Raw genomic sequence first — 16,966 nt, 5'->3', positions numbered from 1 at the left:
TTATGAAGAGGAAGAATTTATTTATTGTTGGATTGCTTTCACTTATTTTACTAGTAGGGGCTTGTAGCGATACGAAGAAAGAAGATACGGTGGAGGCAGAGGAGAAGCCGGAAGACATCGAAGAAACTGAAACCGAGATAGAAAAAGAGGAAGAAGTTGAAAATGAAGAAGTTGCGGCTAGTTCAGATGGCGAAATGTTAAATACATATCTTGCAGAAGAAACTGGCGGCGATATTGAGGTTGTTATGACAAACTTGGATCCTGGCTTAGCGCATGCTTATAGCGATGATGTCAAAATTACAATCGATGAATACCAAGTCGTGCATGTAACGAATATGAACGAGTCTGCGAAAACTAGTTTTAACGATGAAGATGAAGGTTATGTTTTGACATATAAACTGACACTCGATAACCAAAGTGATGAGGATATATCGTTCGATCAAGGTGTATTATTTTATTCGGATGATGCGACGGAGCATCTGCCAGGTAGAAGTCATTTTGTGGCACGGGATGAATGGCTGAAAGATGATTCAAAGGATTCATTCGGTCTTTATTCAAAAGGTTCCTTTACTGGACTGTCCGCACATATGATTACGAAGGCACAATTTGAAAAATTGGAATCGCCAAGAATGACGATTTCTACACCGTATTTGGATGAAGATACAAGCAAAGGATTCGGAGATGAAGCTGTATTTTTCTTTCCGATTACTGAAGAAGGCACAAAAAAAGCTGAAGCGACTTCCAAATTGTATGCAGACAAAATGGTTACAGAAAGTATTGCAGATAAAGAATTGTTCTTTTCCAAAGAAGACATTAACGAAGAACAATCGATTGATGATGTGAAAGTCACGCTAGAAGGCGTTCAATATGCAACGGTTACGCCGACAGCTGCGCATGCGGATCGATTTAGTAATTTCGGTGACGGACCACTAGTCGGATTAACGATAAAACTTTCTATAGAAAATGGAAGTGATGCGTTAGTTTCCAAGACGATAAAGACTAGTCTGCATTTAGATCAAAATCGCGGCACGATGCTTTCAAATGGCATGCTTGAACCAACTGCAAGCGGAGAGATTGAACCCGGCGAAACGCATGAGGCACTAATTGTCTACCTGTTTAGAGAAGATGAATTCAACTTATTGAAAGAGTTGGAGTTTCAAGTGGGGCCTTTAGTAGATGAGAACGTAAAGAATTTATTTAAGGAAAAATCGGTGACTTTCGACTTGCCGGTGGAATAATAGGGAAAACTGGTTACCTGGGAGGCATGCTCCTTGGTGACCAGTTTTTTTGTCTGATAGAATGAATAGACTATATTGGGACGGGTGTGAGCTTGTTTGCAACGATTAACCGATCATTTAATTGTGATTTCTTTTGATTGTTTGTCTTCGCAGGACATTCAACAATTGAAGGTGTTACCAAATTTCAAGGAGCTCTTTGAACATGCTTCCATTTGTGAAAATGTCGAAACCATTTATCCTTCTGTGACGTATCCATGTCATGCTAGTATTGTAACTGGAAATTACCCCAATCAACACGGGGTCAGGGCAAATACATTGCTCCAACCGGGAAAAGAATCGCCTGATTGGTATTGGGGGCGGCGCTACATTCAAGGGACTACATTATATGATGAAGCGAAAAAAGCAGGTATGTCGACGGCGGCATTGTTATGGCCAGTCACAGCGAAAGCAAAAATCGATTATCATATGCCGGAAATCTTTGCGAATCGACCGTGGCATCATCAAATACTAACCTCTTTGTGGAATGGCAGCATGGGGTACCAATTTGATATGAATAAACGATTTGGCCATATCCGAATTGGAATTCAGCAACCTGAACTTGATGATTTTGTGACAGCATCGGCTGTTCATACGATTACGACGAAAAAACCGAATCTCATGTTGATTCATCTGGTGGATCTAGACTCGCAGCGCCATCGCCATGGGTTTTCATCTAAGGAAGCGAGTGATGCGATTCATCGTCATGATGCGCGATTAGGCGAGATTGTCAGGGCTTTGAAGGACAGCGGCTTGTATGAGAACTCAACCATTGTGGCGTTAGGCGATCATAGTTCGTTGGACCATTCAAAAGTCGTGAAGTTGAATGTTTTATTTAAAGAAAGCGGTTTGATCGAGGTTACGAAACGCGGGAAAGTGAAGAGTTGGAAGGCGTATTGCAAGAGCAATGACGGTTCGGCTTATATTTATTTGAAAGATGAAAACGATGCGGGGACAAAGGAGCGGGTACGTGCTTTACTGCATTCTTTAGTGATGAACGAAGAGAATGGCGTTGAGTTTGTAATCGAAGGCGAGGAAGCGGGTCGACGCGGCGCTGATGAACATGCAGCTTTCATGGTCGAAGCACGTCGCGGGTTTTATTTTACGGAGCATTTGGATGGTAATTCTATCGACGTGATTACGGAGGAGGATGTGGCTAGCGGGAAGTATACGTTTGCTTCGCATGGGTATTCACCCACTAAGGACAACTATGAAACGATTTTCATTGCGACTGGAAAAGGCATCAAGCTGAATGTTGAGATTCCTGCTATGAGATTAATTGATGAAGGGCCGACTTTTGCGCGTCTTCTCGGTCTTGACCTGGGCAGGACGGACGGGAAAGCGATAGAAGAAATCTTAGAAATATAATCATTGTGTAAATGTTGGAATACTATATATATTCTTACTCCGGTTGTTGTACACTAGATAGTAGAAGTGTGGGAGGGGGGAATTGAAGTGAAGAAGTTTAATAAGACAGAGAGCGGTTGGATGATGTACGACTGGGGGAATTCGGCGTACTCCATTATTATTACGACCGCGGTATTTCCTTTATTTTATAAATCTGTTGCTTCGAATGCCGGTATCGCGAACTCGGATTCAACGGCCTATTTAGGCTATGCGGTCGCGTTCGCAACGTTTATTATCGCGATGATAGGTCCTATTTTAGGAGCGCTCGCGGATTATGAAGGATTGAAAAAGAAGTTCTTCTTTACATTCTTTGCAATCGGTTCTTTATCGACAGCGTCATTGGCTTTCGTTCCAGAAGGAAATGGCACGCTATTATTAGTTTTTTATGCGATAACAGCGGTTGGGTTTCACGGGGCAAATATATTTTACGATGCATTTTTAGTCGATGTGACACCGGAGAAGCGGATGGACCAAGTGTCAGCTCGCGGCTTTGGTCTTGGATATATCGGGAGTACAATCCCGTTCATTATTAGTATTGCGTTAATTATGTTGGCTGATAAAGGCGTAATTCCGCTTGCTACAGGGTTCGCGATGAAGCTCGCATTTGTCATTACAGCGATTTGGTGGATTGTATTCACGGTGCCGATGCTTAAATATGTTGTCCAGATTCATTCAATCCCGCGTGATCCTGACGTAAACATTATTAAAGGAAGTTTTGTAAGGTTGGGGCGCACGTTTAAAGACATTCGAAAATACCGTCATGTGTTTTTATTTTTAGTTGCATATTTCTTTTATATCGACGGGGTCGGGACGATTATTTCAATGTCGACAGCGTATGGAACCGACTTGGGCATTAGTGCAACGACGCTGCTCATCATCTTGTTTGTGACGCAAGTAGTGGCTGCGCCGTTTGCGATTATTTACGGTCGTTTATCGCAAAAGTTCACGGGGAAAAAGATGTTGTATGTCGGGATCTTCGTCTATATTATTGTTTGTATTTATGCGTTCTTCATGAAAACAGAGACCGATTTTTGGATTTTAGCCATGTTGGTTGCGACTTCGCAGGGTGGAATTCAAGCGTTGAGTCGTTCGTATTTTGCTAAACTAGTTCCGAAAGAAAAAGCGAACGAGTTCTTCGGATTTTATAATATTTTCGGCAAGTTTGCGTCGGTGATGGGACCGTTGCTTGTTGGTGTAACTTCGCAAATGACAGGTCATTCATCTTACGGCGTATTCAGTCTGGTTGTGCTGTTTATTGTTGGTATTATCGTTCTTCGTTTTGTGCCTGAACCAGATCAGGTGCGTATCTAATTTTAAAAGCGAGATACATAGATCATTATGTGTCTCGCTTTTTATTTTGGAAGTTTACTTGGATACGATGCGGTCAATGTGTAAAATTCTAAAACCTGATTTCTCGAGTTTTTCTTTGATTTCCGTAATCTCTTCATCGGTTTTTCCATTTTCAAGTGTGATGACAACGCGCCTGGCAATGACGGAGCCATTGTCCAACGTGAACATGCCTTCGATATTTTCACCACGTAACACTTTTGTCAGCTTTCCAATCATCCCCCTTGCTTCGACGGAAGAAATCGTGATATTGATCCCACCGGTTTTCATGCCGAATGCATCTTCCAATACGCTTTCGACTTTGTTATGAGTTAGAATGCCGATTAATTTCCCGTCTTCTACGACGCTGATAAAAGGCAATGATTTGATTGCCACCAATGCATTTAAAAAAGGCGTATGTTGAGCGATGAATAAATCATCGTGTTTGAGTAGGTGATTGATAGTCGCATTTTTATCGCCGTTGTTTTCATAAATATCTTCCATCAGATGAACTTTGTAAATCATCCCTTTGTATAAACTGTCATTGTCGATGACAGGAATGCATCTGTACCCGCTTTTTTCAATGATTTCATACACTTCTCCAACACTTTGCGCGGTGTTTACCGTTACAACCTCGTGTTTTTCTAAATATAAATCCCTGACAAACATAGCATTTCCTCCTCATGTCATTGTTATCTAAATCTTTTGATTATAGGAACACTATATCATAATTATGCACGCAACAGATAGATTAGTTGTAGTATAATGAGTGAAAACGATGGAGTTCTTTAAAGGAGTTCAGAAATGAAGAGTTTTACAATTAATTCATTATTAGATGTGATGGGCGAATTATTTTCTGATGAAATATCAATCGCCATTTCAGATACGAAAGAATATATCTATTATCGTCCGAGTAAACGGATTGATTTAAAAATTAGTGCGGGAGATCCAGTGAAGGAAGGGACGATTGCTTATAAAGCACTTGCTCAAAAACAAAAAGTTTCTGAGTTTATTAACCGAGATGTTTTCGGCGTTCCTTATCACGGCATGGCGGTTCCTTTTCACCATGAAGGTGAAGTGGAAGGATGCGTGATGGCGATTTATCCTGCTTATACGGATGGGAAGTCGGTCGTGACGGTAAAAACGCCTGATGGCTGGAATCCGGTTTCATTTAAGGATGTGAAGTATGTTGAAGTGAAAGATCGTAAAACCATTGTCGTGGCAGATGGTTTTTCAGGCACGCATAAAAATACCTTGCAAGAGTTTGAGTACTTATTGCCAAGAGATTCATTTGTTCGATGCCATCGATCGTTTATTGTAAATGTCCATCATATAAAAGAAATCTTCCCCGATACGCACTCGACTTTTGTTTTGGCGATGGATGACGAAACAAAAATCCCGGTTAGTCAATCGTATTCGAGTTATTTTCGAAAGCTATTAGGCTTTTGATTTATACTGTTTCAGACATGATTTTAAGTGCTTCAGCCAGAAATTCTTTATTCAAAACCGAAACCGCCCACCGACTTTTTCCATCCTGTAGAATTAACTAAAAGTTATGAAAGGTGGAATAAATCGATGGGTAAACCTATGGATCGTATTAAACATCATCAATTGAAAGAGGCTGTTGTGACGCCAGAAGAGGCGGCATCTTGGATTGAAGACGGTATGACATTGGGGTTAAGTGGATTTACCCGGGCCGGTGACGCGAAGGCCGTTCCATTGGCATTGGTGAAACGCGCTGAACATGAAAAGTTTAAGGTGAATGTGTTTACTGGGGCATCCTTGGGGTCCGATATTGACCGGTTATTTGCAGAAGCGGGCATTGTAAACAAACGTCTGCCATTTCAAGCAGAACCAACGATGAGAAAGAAAATTAATGACGGGGAACATCTTTTTGTGGATCATCATTTATCGCATACTGCGGAACTGATTCGTGCAGAAGTAATCGAGCCAATTGATTTCGCGATTTTGGAAGCGGTTTCAATAACGGAAGATGGCATGATCATCCCGACAACGTCCGTTGGAAACTCATTGACATTCGCACAACACGCAAAGTCGATTATTATTGAAATCAATATGTCGCAGCCAACAAAGCTTGAGGGATTACATGATTTGTATGATCCAGGAAAACAAGGGGAGCGTCAACCGATTCAGTTAACGAACGCGGATGACCGTATCGGTACAATCGGCATTCCGATTGACGCGAGGAAGGTGAAAGGCATTGTTTTCACCAATCAATTAGACTCTCCGTCGACAATCGTAGCACCGGACCATGAAACAGAAATCATGGCGGAACATCTGTTGACGTTTTTACGTTCGGAAGTACAAGCAGGTAGACTCACAAATAAGTTAGCACCTTTGCAATCGGGTATCGGTTCCGTTGCCAATGCGGTATTGCACGGCATGGTTAACTCTGAATTCGAAGATTTAGAAGTGTATTCGGAAGTGCTTCAAGATGCGGTGTTTGATTTGATCGATGCGGGCAAGGTGCGTTTCGCGTCTTGTGCGTCTATTACATTGTCTGAAGAAAAGATGGCGCAAGTATTTGGTGAGTTTGATAAATACCGCGACAAGCTGATTATGCGTCCGCAAGAGATTTCGAATCACCCTGAAATCATTCGACGTCTCGGTTTAATTTCCATTAACACTGCACTAGAGTTGGATATTTACGGTAATGTGAACTCAACGCATGTTTCTGGAACGAAGATGATGAACGGGATTGGCGGTTCTGGCGACTTTGCACGAAATGCGCGTCTAGCCATTTTCGTTACGAAATCGATTGCAAAAGGCGGCGACATTTCAAGCATCGTACCATTCGTTTCTCATGTTGATCATACAGAACATGATGTCGATGTGATCGTGACAGAACAAGGCTATGCGGATCTCCGCGGACTTGCGCCGAGAGAACGTGTCGGATTGATCATCGAAAATTGCGTGCACCCAATGTATCAGGGTCAACTTCGCGCGTATTACAGTGAAGCGCTTGAAAGAGGCGGCCAAACACCGCATGTTTTGGAAAAAGCGCTTTCTTGGCATACCAATTTGGCGAAGCACGGCACAATGCGTGAACTAGTTGAAGAGTTTGCTTGATGTTTAACATAAAAAAGGTTGCCATGTGATGTGGCAACCTTTTTTGCATGTTGGAATGGTTGGAATTTGGGTAAACGACTAAAGAATGCCTTGAAACGACTATACCGCGTTTCAAACGACTAAAGCGTGTCTGGAGCCGACTATAACACTTCAGCAAACGACTAAAGCCCACCGCGAAACGACCAAAGCCCATAAATTACGCGTCGTCAAGCCCCAACCTAAGTCGCCCTCTAAAATCACTCCGCCTTCGCAGCCAAAGCCCGCTCAAACTCCTGCTTCACCCGGTGAAGCAATTCAAAATCCGTCAATAAACGATAACCCGTCGACGCCAAAGCTTTTGCACCTGTAATCAAAGCCTCATCACCAAGCTCTGACTTCGCAGCCTCCCTGAATTCGTCCGTGTGTGCAACAAGATTATCCGGACCTATTTTAATATACGGATGTGCAGTCGGCACTTCATAACTAATGTTTCCGGCGTCCGTGGAACCTTTGCCTTCTCGCTTTTCAGTATGAACCACTTCGCCGAGTGCGGAAAGTTCCTCAGACAATACATTATCAAGAACCGAGTTAAGGACAAGATCCTTCACTTCATTTTGAAAGCGTTCGATTTTGACGGTTGCGCCTGTCGCAAGTGCAGCGCCTTCAGCGATGTTTCGTACTTTATCCGAAACCTCGACTGTTTTTTGCCAGGACTCTGCGCGAATATAGAATCGTGCGGATGCATATTCCGGAATGATATTCGGTGCATCCCCACCGTGCGTTATAATGCCGTGAATACGTACATCAGACGGCAACTGCTGGCGAAGTGCACTAATGCCGTTAAACAGTTGAATAACAGCATCTAACGCATTAATGCCATGATGCGGCGAACCGGATGCATGGGCAGGTTTTCCAAAAAAGTGGAAGTCAAGTGGATCGACAGCGAGCGAATCGCCTGTTGTTGCAGTTTTTCCGGAAGGATGAATCATCAGCGCTACATCCACATCTTTTAAATAGCCATGCTTGACGAAACTGCCTTTCGCACTGCCATTCGGGCCGCCTTCTTCAGCGGGAGTCCCGAGAACGACGACGCGTCCCCCTGTGTCAGGAAGTGCTTCAGAGAGCGCAATGCCCGCTGCAACACTCGTTGTTCCAATAATATTATGGCCACATGCATGGCCTAAACCTGGAAGTGCATCATATTCAGCAAGATAAGCGACTGTCGGACCTTCTTTTCCGCTGTCTTTCACAGCGTAAAAAGACGTTTCATGACCAGCAACAGCTGTTGTCACTTCAAAACCCGCATCTTCCAATAACGCAACGTGTTTAGCGCTAGCAAACACTTCTTCATTCCCGATTTCCGGATTCGCATGGATTTCCTGACTCGTTTGAATATATAGCTCGCGGTTCTTTTCTATTGATTGGAATAATGTGTTCGTCTCTTCTTTTACAATGCTCATTATGGATGCCCCCAGTTCAATTATTTTTTAAGGTCTTCAAATACTTTGTCAATTTCATCCTGCGTTAATTCAACAAGATAAGATCCACCTTTTGTATCTTCTTCAACAGCTTTTGCGATATCCTCTTCTTGGTATAATTCAACAATGCGTTGGAATGTTTTATTATCTTTTTCTTTCTCGCTTGCCGCAATTAGATTCACATATGGGTAAATACTTTCATCATCTGCAGTTTCTCTAAAGATTGGATCCTCCCCTGGTGAAAACCCTGCTTGTCCAGCAATGCCGTTGTTAATAATCGCTGCTGCAACGTCTGGCAATACACGTGGTGTTTGTTGTGCGACCATCGGAATAATATCCAACTTCATTGGGTTTTCTACAATTTTACTCGGGTCTCCAAATAATCCGAAATCATCCGAAAGTGTAATGAGTTCAGCACTTTCAAGTAAGCGCAGTGCACGTGCTTGGTTAGAAGGATCATCTGGAATCGCGATTTTGTCCCCTTCTTTTATTTCGGAAATGTCCTTAATTTTTTCGGAATAAACGCCTAGCGGTGCAAACATAGTTGAACCAATTGGAACAAGCTCATTTCCACTTTCATTGACGTATTGAGCTAAGAAAGTAAAATGTTGGAATGCGTTAAGGTCTATATCTCCTTGTGCAAGTGCGTTATTTGGTAATGTGTAATCAGCAAATTCTTTAAGCTCAATTTCAATGCCTTCTTTTGCTGCTTTTTCCTTCAGAATTGGCCACTGCACACCATCTGATCCATTGACACCTATTACCACTTTAACCGTGTCACCATCTGCATTACTTTTACTACCACAAGCAGTTAATAAAGCCGCTGTTATAATCGCTAAACATAAAATCAATAACTTTCTCATATTCTCTTCTCCTTTTAAGTAAGTTTCTTTTTTTACACTTTAATTTTTGTTGTAGATTGGAGTAAAGCTAAGTCACTGAAAAATTATTAAGAAGAAACTTTATAACCACTACTTCCTGATTTCGTGCGCAGTCGTGAGACTCCCGCAGGAAAGCGAACGACGGAGCACTAAATCAATTTTAAAGACAGTAACTTATTAACGACGCATAATTTTTCTAGATAGTGTATTTCCAATCCACTGCGCGAGTTGCACCATAACGATGAGGATGACCACCGTTACAATCATGACACTTGCGTCAAATCGTTGGTAACCATAAGTCATCGCGATATGTCCTAGACCTCCGCCGCCGACTGTTCCTGCAACCGCAGAGAAATCGATTAGACTGACTGAAACGAAAGTCAATCCTAAAATCAATGGGCCAAGCGCTTCTGGAATTAATACCGTAAAGATAATCCGAAGCGGGCTTGCGCCCATTGCTTGTGCTGCTTCGATAACGCCTGGGTCGATACTAACCAAGTTATTTTCAACGACTCGTGCCACAACGAAACTTGCCACAATCGTCATCGGGAAAATCGCTGCCGTCGTTCCAATGGTTGTCCCGACAACCAGTCTAGTTAGTTGTGAAATGGCAACTAAGAAGATGATAAATGGAATCGGTCGTATGATATTGATAAGAATATTTAAGACGCGTGAAACTGCCTTATTTTCCAAAATATTATTTTCTCTTGTCACAAACAATAGAAGGCCGAGCGAGATTCCAATAATTGAACCGAAAATAAGTGTGGCAATCACCATAATGAGGGTCTCGCCCGTCGCTTCTACAATCCGTGGCCAAAACGTGGACCAATCAACCTTCATCTTTAATGACCTCCTTTATATCAACAATCGTTTCAAGTTCTTGCAATACTTTTTGGATCTTTTCCGGTTCGCCTTCAAATGAAATAAGAAGATTTCCGAAAAACCGTTCTTGAACTTCTCGAACCGACCCGTAGACGATGTTGAAATCGATACTATGTTTACGAGTGACCTGAGATAATACAGGATCACTTGCGATTTCACCTTTAAAAATGACGCGATATAACCGGGTGCCGCCTTTTGAACGCCATTCATCCAAAAGCTTCTCTGAAGGCAAGTCTTGTTGAATCGATTGGATAAAACGTTGCGTCGTTGAATGCTGCGGATTCGTAAAGGTTTCGAAAACTGCCCCGTACTCGATCACTTCGCCATCTTCCATGACCGCCACATTATCGCAAATGGATTGGATAACGTGCATTTCATGTGTGATAAGAAGAATAGTTATGCCTAAATCTTTATTCACCTTTTTCAATAACCGTAAAATATCAGCGGTTGTATCAGGATCCAAAGCGGATGTCGCTTCGTCACAGATCAGTACTTCCGGGGAACTAGCAAGCGCTCTTGCAATTCCGACACGTTGTTTTTGCCCGCCGGATAGTTGATCGGGATAATCTTTCGCTTTATCGGATAGACCGACAAAAGCCAATAGTTCTTGCACGCGCTCCCCGACTTCTTGTTTGGAGGCGCCGGCTAACTTTAAAGGATAAGCGACGTTTCCGGCGACCGTTCTCGAGTTAAACAAGTTAAAGTTTTGGAATATCATTCCGATGTTCCGGCGTTGCTTGCGCAGCTCTTTCGCTGATAATGAACTGACATCAACATTTTGGATGAACACCGATCCAGAAGTTGGGCGTTCAAGCATGTTCACCAACCGCAGCAACGTACTCTTTCCGGCGCCGCTAAATCCGATAATGCCGTAAATATCCCCTTTTTTAATCGATAGAGAAACATCCTTAACCGCATGCACCTCTCGTTTTCCAAGACTAAACGTCTTCGAGATATTTTTAAATTCAATCATGTCAAAACCTCCTGATAAAACACTCATTCCGCGTAAACAACTTCTCAGCCATCAGTGAAAAAAGAAAAAGCCCCTATTCACTTATCAATAGAACGATAAGAAAAAAGAGGGCTTCTAGTATGTAAGAAACCATCTCGTTCTCATCTTCCAAATGCCGAAGCACTTGCAGGAATTAGCACAGTATTCATTCGTCATGAATCTGTTGCCGAGATGTCATAGGGCCTGTCCCTCGATCTCTCTTGATAAGAAAGTGATGTTTTGCTATTCAATTGTCGCAAGAATTAATCCTTACTTTAGATTGAAAAGAATGATAAGTCAATGAAATAATTGAAGTAAAATTATTCCGACTAATGGACTAGTAATTGACAACGCTTACATGGTGAAAGTAATTTAACTACTAAAATGGTATGCTATAAACTAGTTGTGGGGTGGTATTGAAGTGACTATTTTACTTTTTATTGTCATCATATTATTTGCATCAATTTTACAAACAAGCACGGGATTCGGCTTTTCCATCATGGCAACGCCGTTCTTACTGTTAATTTTTGAACCGAGAGAAGCCATTCAAATCAATCTAGTATTATCGCTAGTCATTTCCGTGGCGCTCATCAGAAAAATACGTACGGATGTTGATATGGGCATCTTAAAACGATTCATTATTGGAAGTTTACCGGGGCTGCCAATCGGGATTCTGATCTTTTTATTTGCGGAAACGAGGAATTTAAAAGTAGGTATTGGCGTAGTTATTTTAACGTTAACACTTTTGCTTATTTTGAATTTCCGTATAAAGACAACGAAGCGCCGCGATTTTTATGTCGGAGGAATATCTGGTTTGCTGACGACGGGAATCGGCATGCCTGGACCGCCTTTACTGCTCTATTTTTCAGGAACAGGCACACCGAAAGCACAATTGCGGGCAACGACATTAGCCTTTTATCTTTTCATTTATTCAATCAGCCTAGTCGTACAAGTCTTTTTTGCCGGGACGAATAAAACAGTCTGGACATCAAGTGGAATGGGATTGCCCCTTGTCGTTCTGGGCCTGTATTTCGGACAACGCCTATTCCACCGAATCAATCAGAAGACCTTTCGATACTTCACCTATGTGATTTTGTTATTTACAGGAATCTACTTATTAATTCGATGACTTAAACTGTGACTTCACTCATAAAAGCATGCGTATTGCCTTCGGTGTCGTTAAAAAACACCATCCATGTTTCGGTGGATCCCATTTTTGCGACAACATGCGGTTCATCCAGAAATGAAACATCCTTAGCCTTCAACGTTTCATAATGCGCATGAATGTCTGTGGCGTTGAAATAAAGCACCGAACTAGCCGTCGAAAATTGCTCCTTCTCGGGAAGACTCAGGAGAAGTCGCACACCGTCGCAATCAAAAAAAGCCATCGTATCGGTGGCGAATAATAGCGGCAGACCTAAAACATCTTGGTAAAAAGAAAGTGCGCGATTTAAATCTTTTACAGGTACTGCTACTTGGCCAATCCCATTAATTTTTGTCATATGAATATCCCCTTTGGCGCTATTTTCTCAATTATAACACAACTCATCCGTTGTATTATATTAGTTTCGAAATAAACATCGTCGCGATGCCAAAGTATATAAGAAGTGATAAAATATCATTGATGGTCGTGATAAGCGGTCCGGACGCAACTGCTGGATCTACATTGAACTTGTGTAAAATAAGCGGGATAATCGTTCCGGCGAGCGTCCCGATAATTAGGGTAGCAAGTAATGAAGTACCGACAACTAGCCCTAGAACGAAACTGCCTTGCCAAACGTAAGCGATGATTGAAATAACAATTGCGCAAGTCACGCCAATAATAATTCCCACAAAAAGCTCTCTGAAAATGAGTTTCATCGTTTTCTTTGGACTAAGGTCCTCAGTCACAAACCCACGCACAACGATGGCGAGCGATTGAGTTCCCGTGTTTCCTGTCATTCCTGCAATCATCGGCATGAAAAATGCAAGGGCGACAACTGCTTCAAGTGTCGCTTCAAATCTTGCGATGATACTTCCGGAAACCAGACCGATAAATAACAATAAAATAAGCCAAGGAAGACGCCTATATGCCGCGATGAACGGCGGCGTAGTGAAGTCAATGTCTTTACCCGAAGCTAGAAGCATTCCGATATCTTCATCTGCTTCCCTCATAATAATATCAACAACGTCGTCAACTGTTATGATGCCCGCCAATGTATTATCCTCCACCACAACCGGAATGGAGACGAAATCATGCCTGGCGATCAATTTCGCCACTTCTTCTTGTTTCGTTAATACGTCTACTTTAACGACATTCTTGACCATAATATCTTCAATGACAACATCAGTTTCCGCGAGCAATAAATCACGATAAGAAACGACGCCGACAAGTTTTCGTTCATGATCAATCACGTAGAGGTAGTTTAGATACTCCGCCAAATCCGAGAAGTGTTTCAGTTTTTGGGTGGCTTCTTCAACGGTATACGACTTGTCAATCCAAACATAGCGGTCAGACATCGAGCGTCCGGCAGACTTTTCGGGATAGGAAAGGATTTTACGAATCGCGGCTGATTCTTCGTGTTTCATCTTCTTAATGAGTTTATCGATGGCGTCACTTGATAATCCTGTCAACATGACTGCAAGCTCATCATTTTTCATAAGGTCTAAGAGTTCTGAAGAACGATCAGGTTTCAGAATCTCAATAACATGGAGCTGTTCATCCCGAGTTAGGTAACGCAAGAGATACGCCAACTCCTTCAGCTCCAAATATTCAAGGAAAAGGGGTTGGCGCTTTGTAGGTAATTCCTTATACAGGTGCGCTACGTCATAAGGCATAAGCTCTTTGATGACATCTTGAAACTCTTCTTTCTTTCCTTCTCTCAGCAGTTGAATTAAACCGATTGCAATTTCATCTTCTTCAATTTTGTTAATCAATAAGAACACCCCTATTCTGAAAACGAATGATTCTCTTTGTTAATTTGCCCTAAAAGTGTTAATTAAAAACCTGGATGGTAGTCTTTATAAAATGAATGAATGCCGAGGTGCGGTCTTTTGGATAAACTACGGATAGTAAAATCAATTGTTGTTTTCATGCTTATACTGGTAGTAATAATCGTACCAGTCAGCAAAAATCAGTTCAAAAAAATTGAAATTCCCTCGCCTTCCTCTAAAGAGTTTGTTTTTAAGGAAATTAAGCCGAATGAAGAAATGAAGGTTGCAATACCTACTCATGGGGGATTAGAAGATCAAATCAACAGTGTATTAAAAGATGCCAGACTACAAGGAACAACAACTTCTATCAGCATTCGAAGAGCGGCCGACGGGAAAATACTTTACACAAATTTAGGCGATACGAGAGTCCACCCAGCATCTCTCATGAAACTCTTCACCGGAGTAGCGGCTCTTGAAACGCTCGGACTTGAGCACACATTTAAAACAGAACTGTACACCGATGGGAAAATTAAAGACGGAGAACTTCAAGGGAATCTTTATCTAAAAGGACTAGGCGACCCGACACTAACAAAAGACGATTTAATCATGTTTACAACTGAATTAAAAGAAAAAGGCATTCAAACCGTAGCTGGAAATCTATTCGGTGACGACACATGGTACGACGATGATCGACTTTCCCAAGATTTAAACTGGTCGGATGAGCCGTATTACTCGGGTGCGCAAGTTTCAGCGTTGACGCTTTCTCCGAACGACGACTTTGACGCAGGAACGGTTATCGTCGATGTGTATCCCGCGGCTAAATCCGGTGAAGCCGGAACGATTCGAATGGTTCCGGAAAATAGTTATGTAAAAATCGTCAACAAAACAAAAACCGTTGCGCAGAACGGAACATCTTATATTAAAGCATCGCGCATGCATGGCTCAAATACGGTCATCGTCTCCGGAACAGTTCCGCTCGGCTTAAAACAAAACCGTTCCTGGGCATCCGTTTGGGAACCAACGAATTACACGATGAATGTATTCAAACATGTGTTAGACGAGCAAGGCATCGAATTTACCAACGTCACACAAGTCGGAACCGGCACCGTTCCTAGCGGAGCAACCCTTTTGGCTACCAAACAATCCATACCATTGAAAAAATTACTCACGCCTTTTATGAAGCTAAGCAATAACGGGCACGGAGAAGTGCTCGTCAAAGAAATAGGACGAGTAAGTAGCGGCGAAGGCAGTTGGTCTAAAGGACTCGGGGGTATGAATCAAACACTCGCTGACATAGGAATCGATATGAATACCATGTTGCTGCGCGACGGTTCAGGAATGTCCCATAAAACCCTCGTCACCGCCAATGAAGTGACCAATCTTTTATATATAGCAGGGACAAAATCATGGTACGAAGACTTCGTGAACTCATTACCCGTAGCAGGAAAAGAAGAAAGATTCGTCGGAGGAACATTACGCTATCGCATGAACGGCACAGCTGCAGAAGGCAAAGTCAAAGCGAAAACCGGAACGCTTAACGGAGTAACTTCTTTGGCGGGGTATGCGGAAACGAAAGACGGAGAAACGCTACTCTTTTCTGCCATTATCAATAATCACTTGGATGATACCGCATACGGGTTGTTAGACGAAATTGCGATGATCATTGCGAACTACAAACGGGAAAAATGAAAGCTGTACAAACATCTACTCTCCATAGATGTTTGTACAGCTTTTTTCCTATCAACAAAACCACTCATTTTGTACTAATTTTCTAACTACTCGTTTATCGATGAAAATGTAGGGAAGGGAAAGTTACAGGCCATAAAGTTAATAAAACAAAGGGGAGATTTGAAAAGATGACGAAATTGAAATCATTATTTCTATTAGTAGTTGCATCAGTCTTACTTTTATCAGCATGCGGGGAAGAGAAAAAAGCTGAAGATAACGGGGCAAGTAAGGAACCCGGAAAAGAGTATGAACTAGTGAAAAAAGGTAGTTTAACATTCGCAGCAAGCGGATTATATAAGCCGTTTAACTTTGAAGAAGGCGGAGAGCTTACTGGATTTGACATTGAAATCGGGAATGCCGTCGCAGAAAAAATGGGTCTGGAACCAAATCCTGTGACGAATCCATTTGAAACAATTTTACAAGGACTCGTTGAAGAAAAATACGATGCCATTATTGGTTCAATGGCCTATACGAAAAAACGTGCAGAACAGGCAAGCTTCACAGAGCCTTATTACTATTCAGGCGGCATGATATTTGTTTCAAAAGACAACACAGAAATTAAATCAGCTGACGATCTTAAAGGGAAGAAAATTGGTGTTGTTGCGCAATCGACTTATGAAGAACCGGCGAAAACACTTTCTGACAACCTACAGTATTACAGCAGTGACGTCGTCGCATTGAAAGACTTAACGATTAAAGGGCGATTAGATGCGGTCATTACAGCGGATATCGTTGGATTTGAAGCGATTGAAAATGGATTTGAAGTCAAAGAAGTCGGAAAGCCGCTTTGGGTTGAACAACCTTCCATTGCCGTGCGAAAAGACAATGATGAATTAAGAGAAGCCATTGACGAAGCGCTACAAGAGATAATTGACGACGGAACTTATGATGAAATTTCGCAAAAATGGTTCAAACGAAACTTGCTAGACCTCGATCTGGAAGGCGTTGAATTATTAGAGTGAACAATCCAACTTACTTGATGAAGAAAGAGGTCATAGCCGGTGCCTGATATATTCA

15 protein-coding genes and 1 riboswitch are annotated in these 16,966 nt (G+C 42.1%); of the genes, 8 read left to right on the top strand and 7 right to left on the bottom strand.

Annotation, left to right across the window (positions count from 1 at the left end; translation table 11 throughout):
• The first annotated feature begins 2 nt into the window (after nt 1-2).
• The 3 genes from JSQ81_RS12105 (at nt 3) to JSQ81_RS12095 (ending at nt 3,992) form a co-directional block, all read left to right on the top strand.
• A complete protein-coding gene (locus JSQ81_RS12105) occupies nt 3-1,238 on the top strand; it encodes a DUF5068 domain-containing protein (protein ID WP_212604320.1) in 1,236 nt (411 codons plus the stop codon).
• A gap of 96 nt (nt 1,239-1,334) precedes the next feature.
• Nucleotides 1,335-2,642 (top strand): alkaline phosphatase family protein, encoded by a 1,308-nt coding sequence (locus JSQ81_RS12100; RefSeq protein WP_212604319.1) that lies wholly within the window; start codon nt 1,335-1,337, stop codon nt 2,640-2,642.
• 120 nt (nt 2,643-2,762) lie between these two features.
• The gene (locus tag JSQ81_RS12095) at nt 2,763-3,992 is read left to right on the top strand and encodes an MFS transporter (RefSeq protein WP_212607650.1); all 1,230 of its coding nucleotides are present in this window, start codon (nt 2,763-2,765) and stop codon (nt 3,990-3,992) included.
• A 54-nt stretch (nt 3,993-4,046) separates the two neighbouring features.
• On the opposite strand, the gene JSQ81_RS12090 is transcribed toward JSQ81_RS12095, so the two are convergent.
• The gene (locus JSQ81_RS12090; RefSeq protein ID WP_212604318.1) at nt 4,047-4,676 is read right to left on the bottom strand and encodes a CBS domain-containing protein; all 630 of its coding nucleotides are present in this window, start codon (nt 4,674-4,676) and stop codon (nt 4,047-4,049) included.
• Between the two features lie 135 nt (nt 4,677-4,811).
• Here JSQ81_RS12090 and JSQ81_RS12085 point away from each other — a divergent pair, with 135 nt between their 5' ends.
• Nucleotides 4,812-5,456 (top strand): LytTR family DNA-binding domain-containing protein, encoded by a 645-nt coding sequence (locus JSQ81_RS12085; RefSeq protein ID WP_212604317.1) that lies wholly within the window; start codon nt 4,812-4,814, stop codon nt 5,454-5,456.
• 126 nt (nt 5,457-5,582) lie between these two features.
• Nucleotides 5,583-7,097, top strand: a complete 1,515-nt coding sequence (locus JSQ81_RS12080) for a succinyl-CoA:acetate CoA-transferase ScpC (protein WP_212604316.1) — start codon at nt 5,583-5,585, stop codon at nt 7,095-7,097.
• A gap of 236 nt (nt 7,098-7,333) precedes the next feature.
• Here the strand turns inward: JSQ81_RS12080 and JSQ81_RS12075 are convergent, their stop codons facing one another.
• From JSQ81_RS12075 to JSQ81_RS12060, 4 genes are all read right to left on the bottom strand, one after another.
• Nucleotides 7,334-8,536 carry a M20 family metallopeptidase gene (locus tag JSQ81_RS12075; RefSeq protein ID WP_212604315.1) on the bottom strand — a complete coding sequence of 401 codons (1,203 nt, stop codon included), beginning with the start codon at nt 8,534-8,536 and terminating at the stop codon, nt 7,334-7,336.
• Between the two features lie 20 nt (nt 8,537-8,556).
• Entirely contained in the window at nt 8,557-9,417 is an 861-nt protein-coding gene (locus tag JSQ81_RS12070; RefSeq protein ID WP_212604314.1) for a MetQ/NlpA family ABC transporter substrate-binding protein, read from the bottom strand.
• A gap of 195 nt (nt 9,418-9,612) precedes the next feature.
• The gene (locus JSQ81_RS12065; RefSeq protein WP_212604313.1) at nt 9,613-10,275 is read right to left on the bottom strand and encodes a methionine ABC transporter permease; all 663 of its coding nucleotides are present in this window, start codon (nt 10,273-10,275) and stop codon (nt 9,613-9,615) included.
• Nucleotides 10,265-11,290, bottom strand: coding sequence for a methionine ABC transporter ATP-binding protein (locus tag JSQ81_RS12060; RefSeq protein ID WP_212604312.1), 1,026 nt, complete (start codon nt 11,288-11,290; stop codon nt 10,265-10,267). Before JSQ81_RS12060 ends, JSQ81_RS12065 begins: the two co-directional genes overlap by 11 nt.
• A 137-nt stretch (nt 11,291-11,427) precedes the next feature.
• A riboswitch (SAM riboswitch) is annotated at nt 11,428-11,539 on the bottom strand.
• A 190-nt stretch (nt 11,540-11,729) separates the two neighbouring features.
• On the opposite strand from JSQ81_RS12060, the gene JSQ81_RS12055 reads away from it, so the two are divergent.
• Complete coding sequence (locus tag JSQ81_RS12055) at nt 11,730-12,437, top strand: sulfite exporter TauE/SafE family protein (RefSeq protein ID WP_212604311.1); 708 nt, start codon at nt 11,730-11,732, stop codon at nt 12,435-12,437.
• Nucleotide 12,438: 1 nt separating this feature from the next.
• Here the strand turns inward: JSQ81_RS12055 and JSQ81_RS12050 are convergent, their stop codons facing one another.
• Both JSQ81_RS12050 and mgtE read right to left on the bottom strand, forming a co-directional pair.
• Nucleotides 12,439-12,810 carry a VOC family protein gene (locus tag JSQ81_RS12050; RefSeq protein ID WP_212604310.1) on the bottom strand — a complete coding sequence of 124 codons (372 nt, stop codon included), beginning with the start codon at nt 12,808-12,810 and terminating at the stop codon, nt 12,439-12,441.
• A gap of 55 nt (nt 12,811-12,865) precedes the next feature.
• Nucleotides 12,866-14,224: a magnesium transporter gene (gene mgtE / locus JSQ81_RS12045; protein ID WP_212604309.1), complete on the bottom strand. Its 1,359-nt coding sequence runs from the start codon at nt 14,222-14,224 to the stop codon at nt 12,866-12,868.
• A gap of 117 nt (nt 14,225-14,341) precedes the next feature.
• Here mgtE and dacB point away from each other — a divergent pair, with 117 nt between their 5' ends.
• Both dacB and JSQ81_RS12035 read left to right on the top strand, forming a co-directional pair.
• Nucleotides 14,342-15,910, top strand: coding sequence for a D-alanyl-D-alanine carboxypeptidase/D-alanyl-D-alanine endopeptidase (dacB, locus tag JSQ81_RS12040; protein ID WP_212604308.1), 1,569 nt, complete (start codon nt 14,342-14,344; stop codon nt 15,908-15,910).
• Nucleotides 15,911-16,077: 167 nt separating this feature from the next.
• The gene (locus JSQ81_RS12035; protein WP_212604307.1) at nt 16,078-16,911 is read left to right on the top strand and encodes a transporter substrate-binding domain-containing protein; all 834 of its coding nucleotides are present in this window, start codon (nt 16,078-16,080) and stop codon (nt 16,909-16,911) included.
• Nucleotides 16,912-16,966 lie beyond the last annotated feature (55 nt).

Origin of the sequence: Sporosarcina sp. Marseille-Q4063 (assembly GCF_018309085.1) — a bacterium.
Taxonomy (GTDB): domain Bacteria; phylum Bacillota; class Bacilli; order Bacillales_A; family Planococcaceae; genus Sporosarcina.
This window is presented reverse-complemented; position numbering and strand designations above follow the sequence as displayed.

What these genes read in the sequence shown, in the direction of transcription:
- JSQ81_RS12065 (WP_212604313.1), bottom strand. Translation starts at nt 10,275, where the DNA reads ATGAAGGTTGATTGGTCCACGTTTTGGCCACGGATTGTAGAAGCGACG.
- JSQ81_RS12095 (WP_212607650.1), top strand. Translation starts at nt 2,763, where the DNA reads ATGATGTACGACTGGGGGAATTCGGCGTACTCCATTATTATTACGACC.
- JSQ81_RS12070 (WP_212604314.1), bottom strand. Translation starts at nt 9,417, where the DNA reads ATGAGAAAGTTATTGATTTTATGTTTAGCGATTATAACAGCGGCTTTA.
- JSQ81_RS12090 (WP_212604318.1), bottom strand. Translation starts at nt 4,676, where the DNA reads ATGTTTGTCAGGGATTTATATTTAGAAAAACACGAGGTTGTAACGGTA.
- JSQ81_RS12085 (WP_212604317.1), top strand. Translation starts at nt 4,812, where the DNA reads ATGAAGAGTTTTACAATTAATTCATTATTAGATGTGATGGGCGAATTA.
- JSQ81_RS12105 (WP_212604320.1), top strand. Translation starts at nt 3, where the DNA reads ATGAAGAGGAAGAATTTATTTATTGTTGGATTGCTTTCACTTATTTTA.
- JSQ81_RS12075 (WP_212604315.1), bottom strand. Translation starts at nt 8,536, where the DNA reads ATGAGCATTGTAAAAGAAGAGACGAACACATTATTCCAATCAATAGAA.
- JSQ81_RS12050 (WP_212604310.1), bottom strand. Translation starts at nt 12,810, where the DNA reads ATGACAAAAATTAATGGGATTGGCCAAGTAGCAGTACCTGTAAAAGAT.
- JSQ81_RS12060 (WP_212604312.1), bottom strand. Translation starts at nt 11,290, where the DNA reads ATGATTGAATTTAAAAATATCTCGAAGACGTTTAGTCTTGGAAAACGA.
- JSQ81_RS12035 (WP_212604307.1), top strand. Translation starts at nt 16,078, where the DNA reads ATGACGAAATTGAAATCATTATTTCTATTAGTAGTTGCATCAGTCTTA.
- JSQ81_RS12080 (WP_212604316.1), top strand. Translation starts at nt 5,583, where the DNA reads ATGGGTAAACCTATGGATCGTATTAAACATCATCAATTGAAAGAGGCT.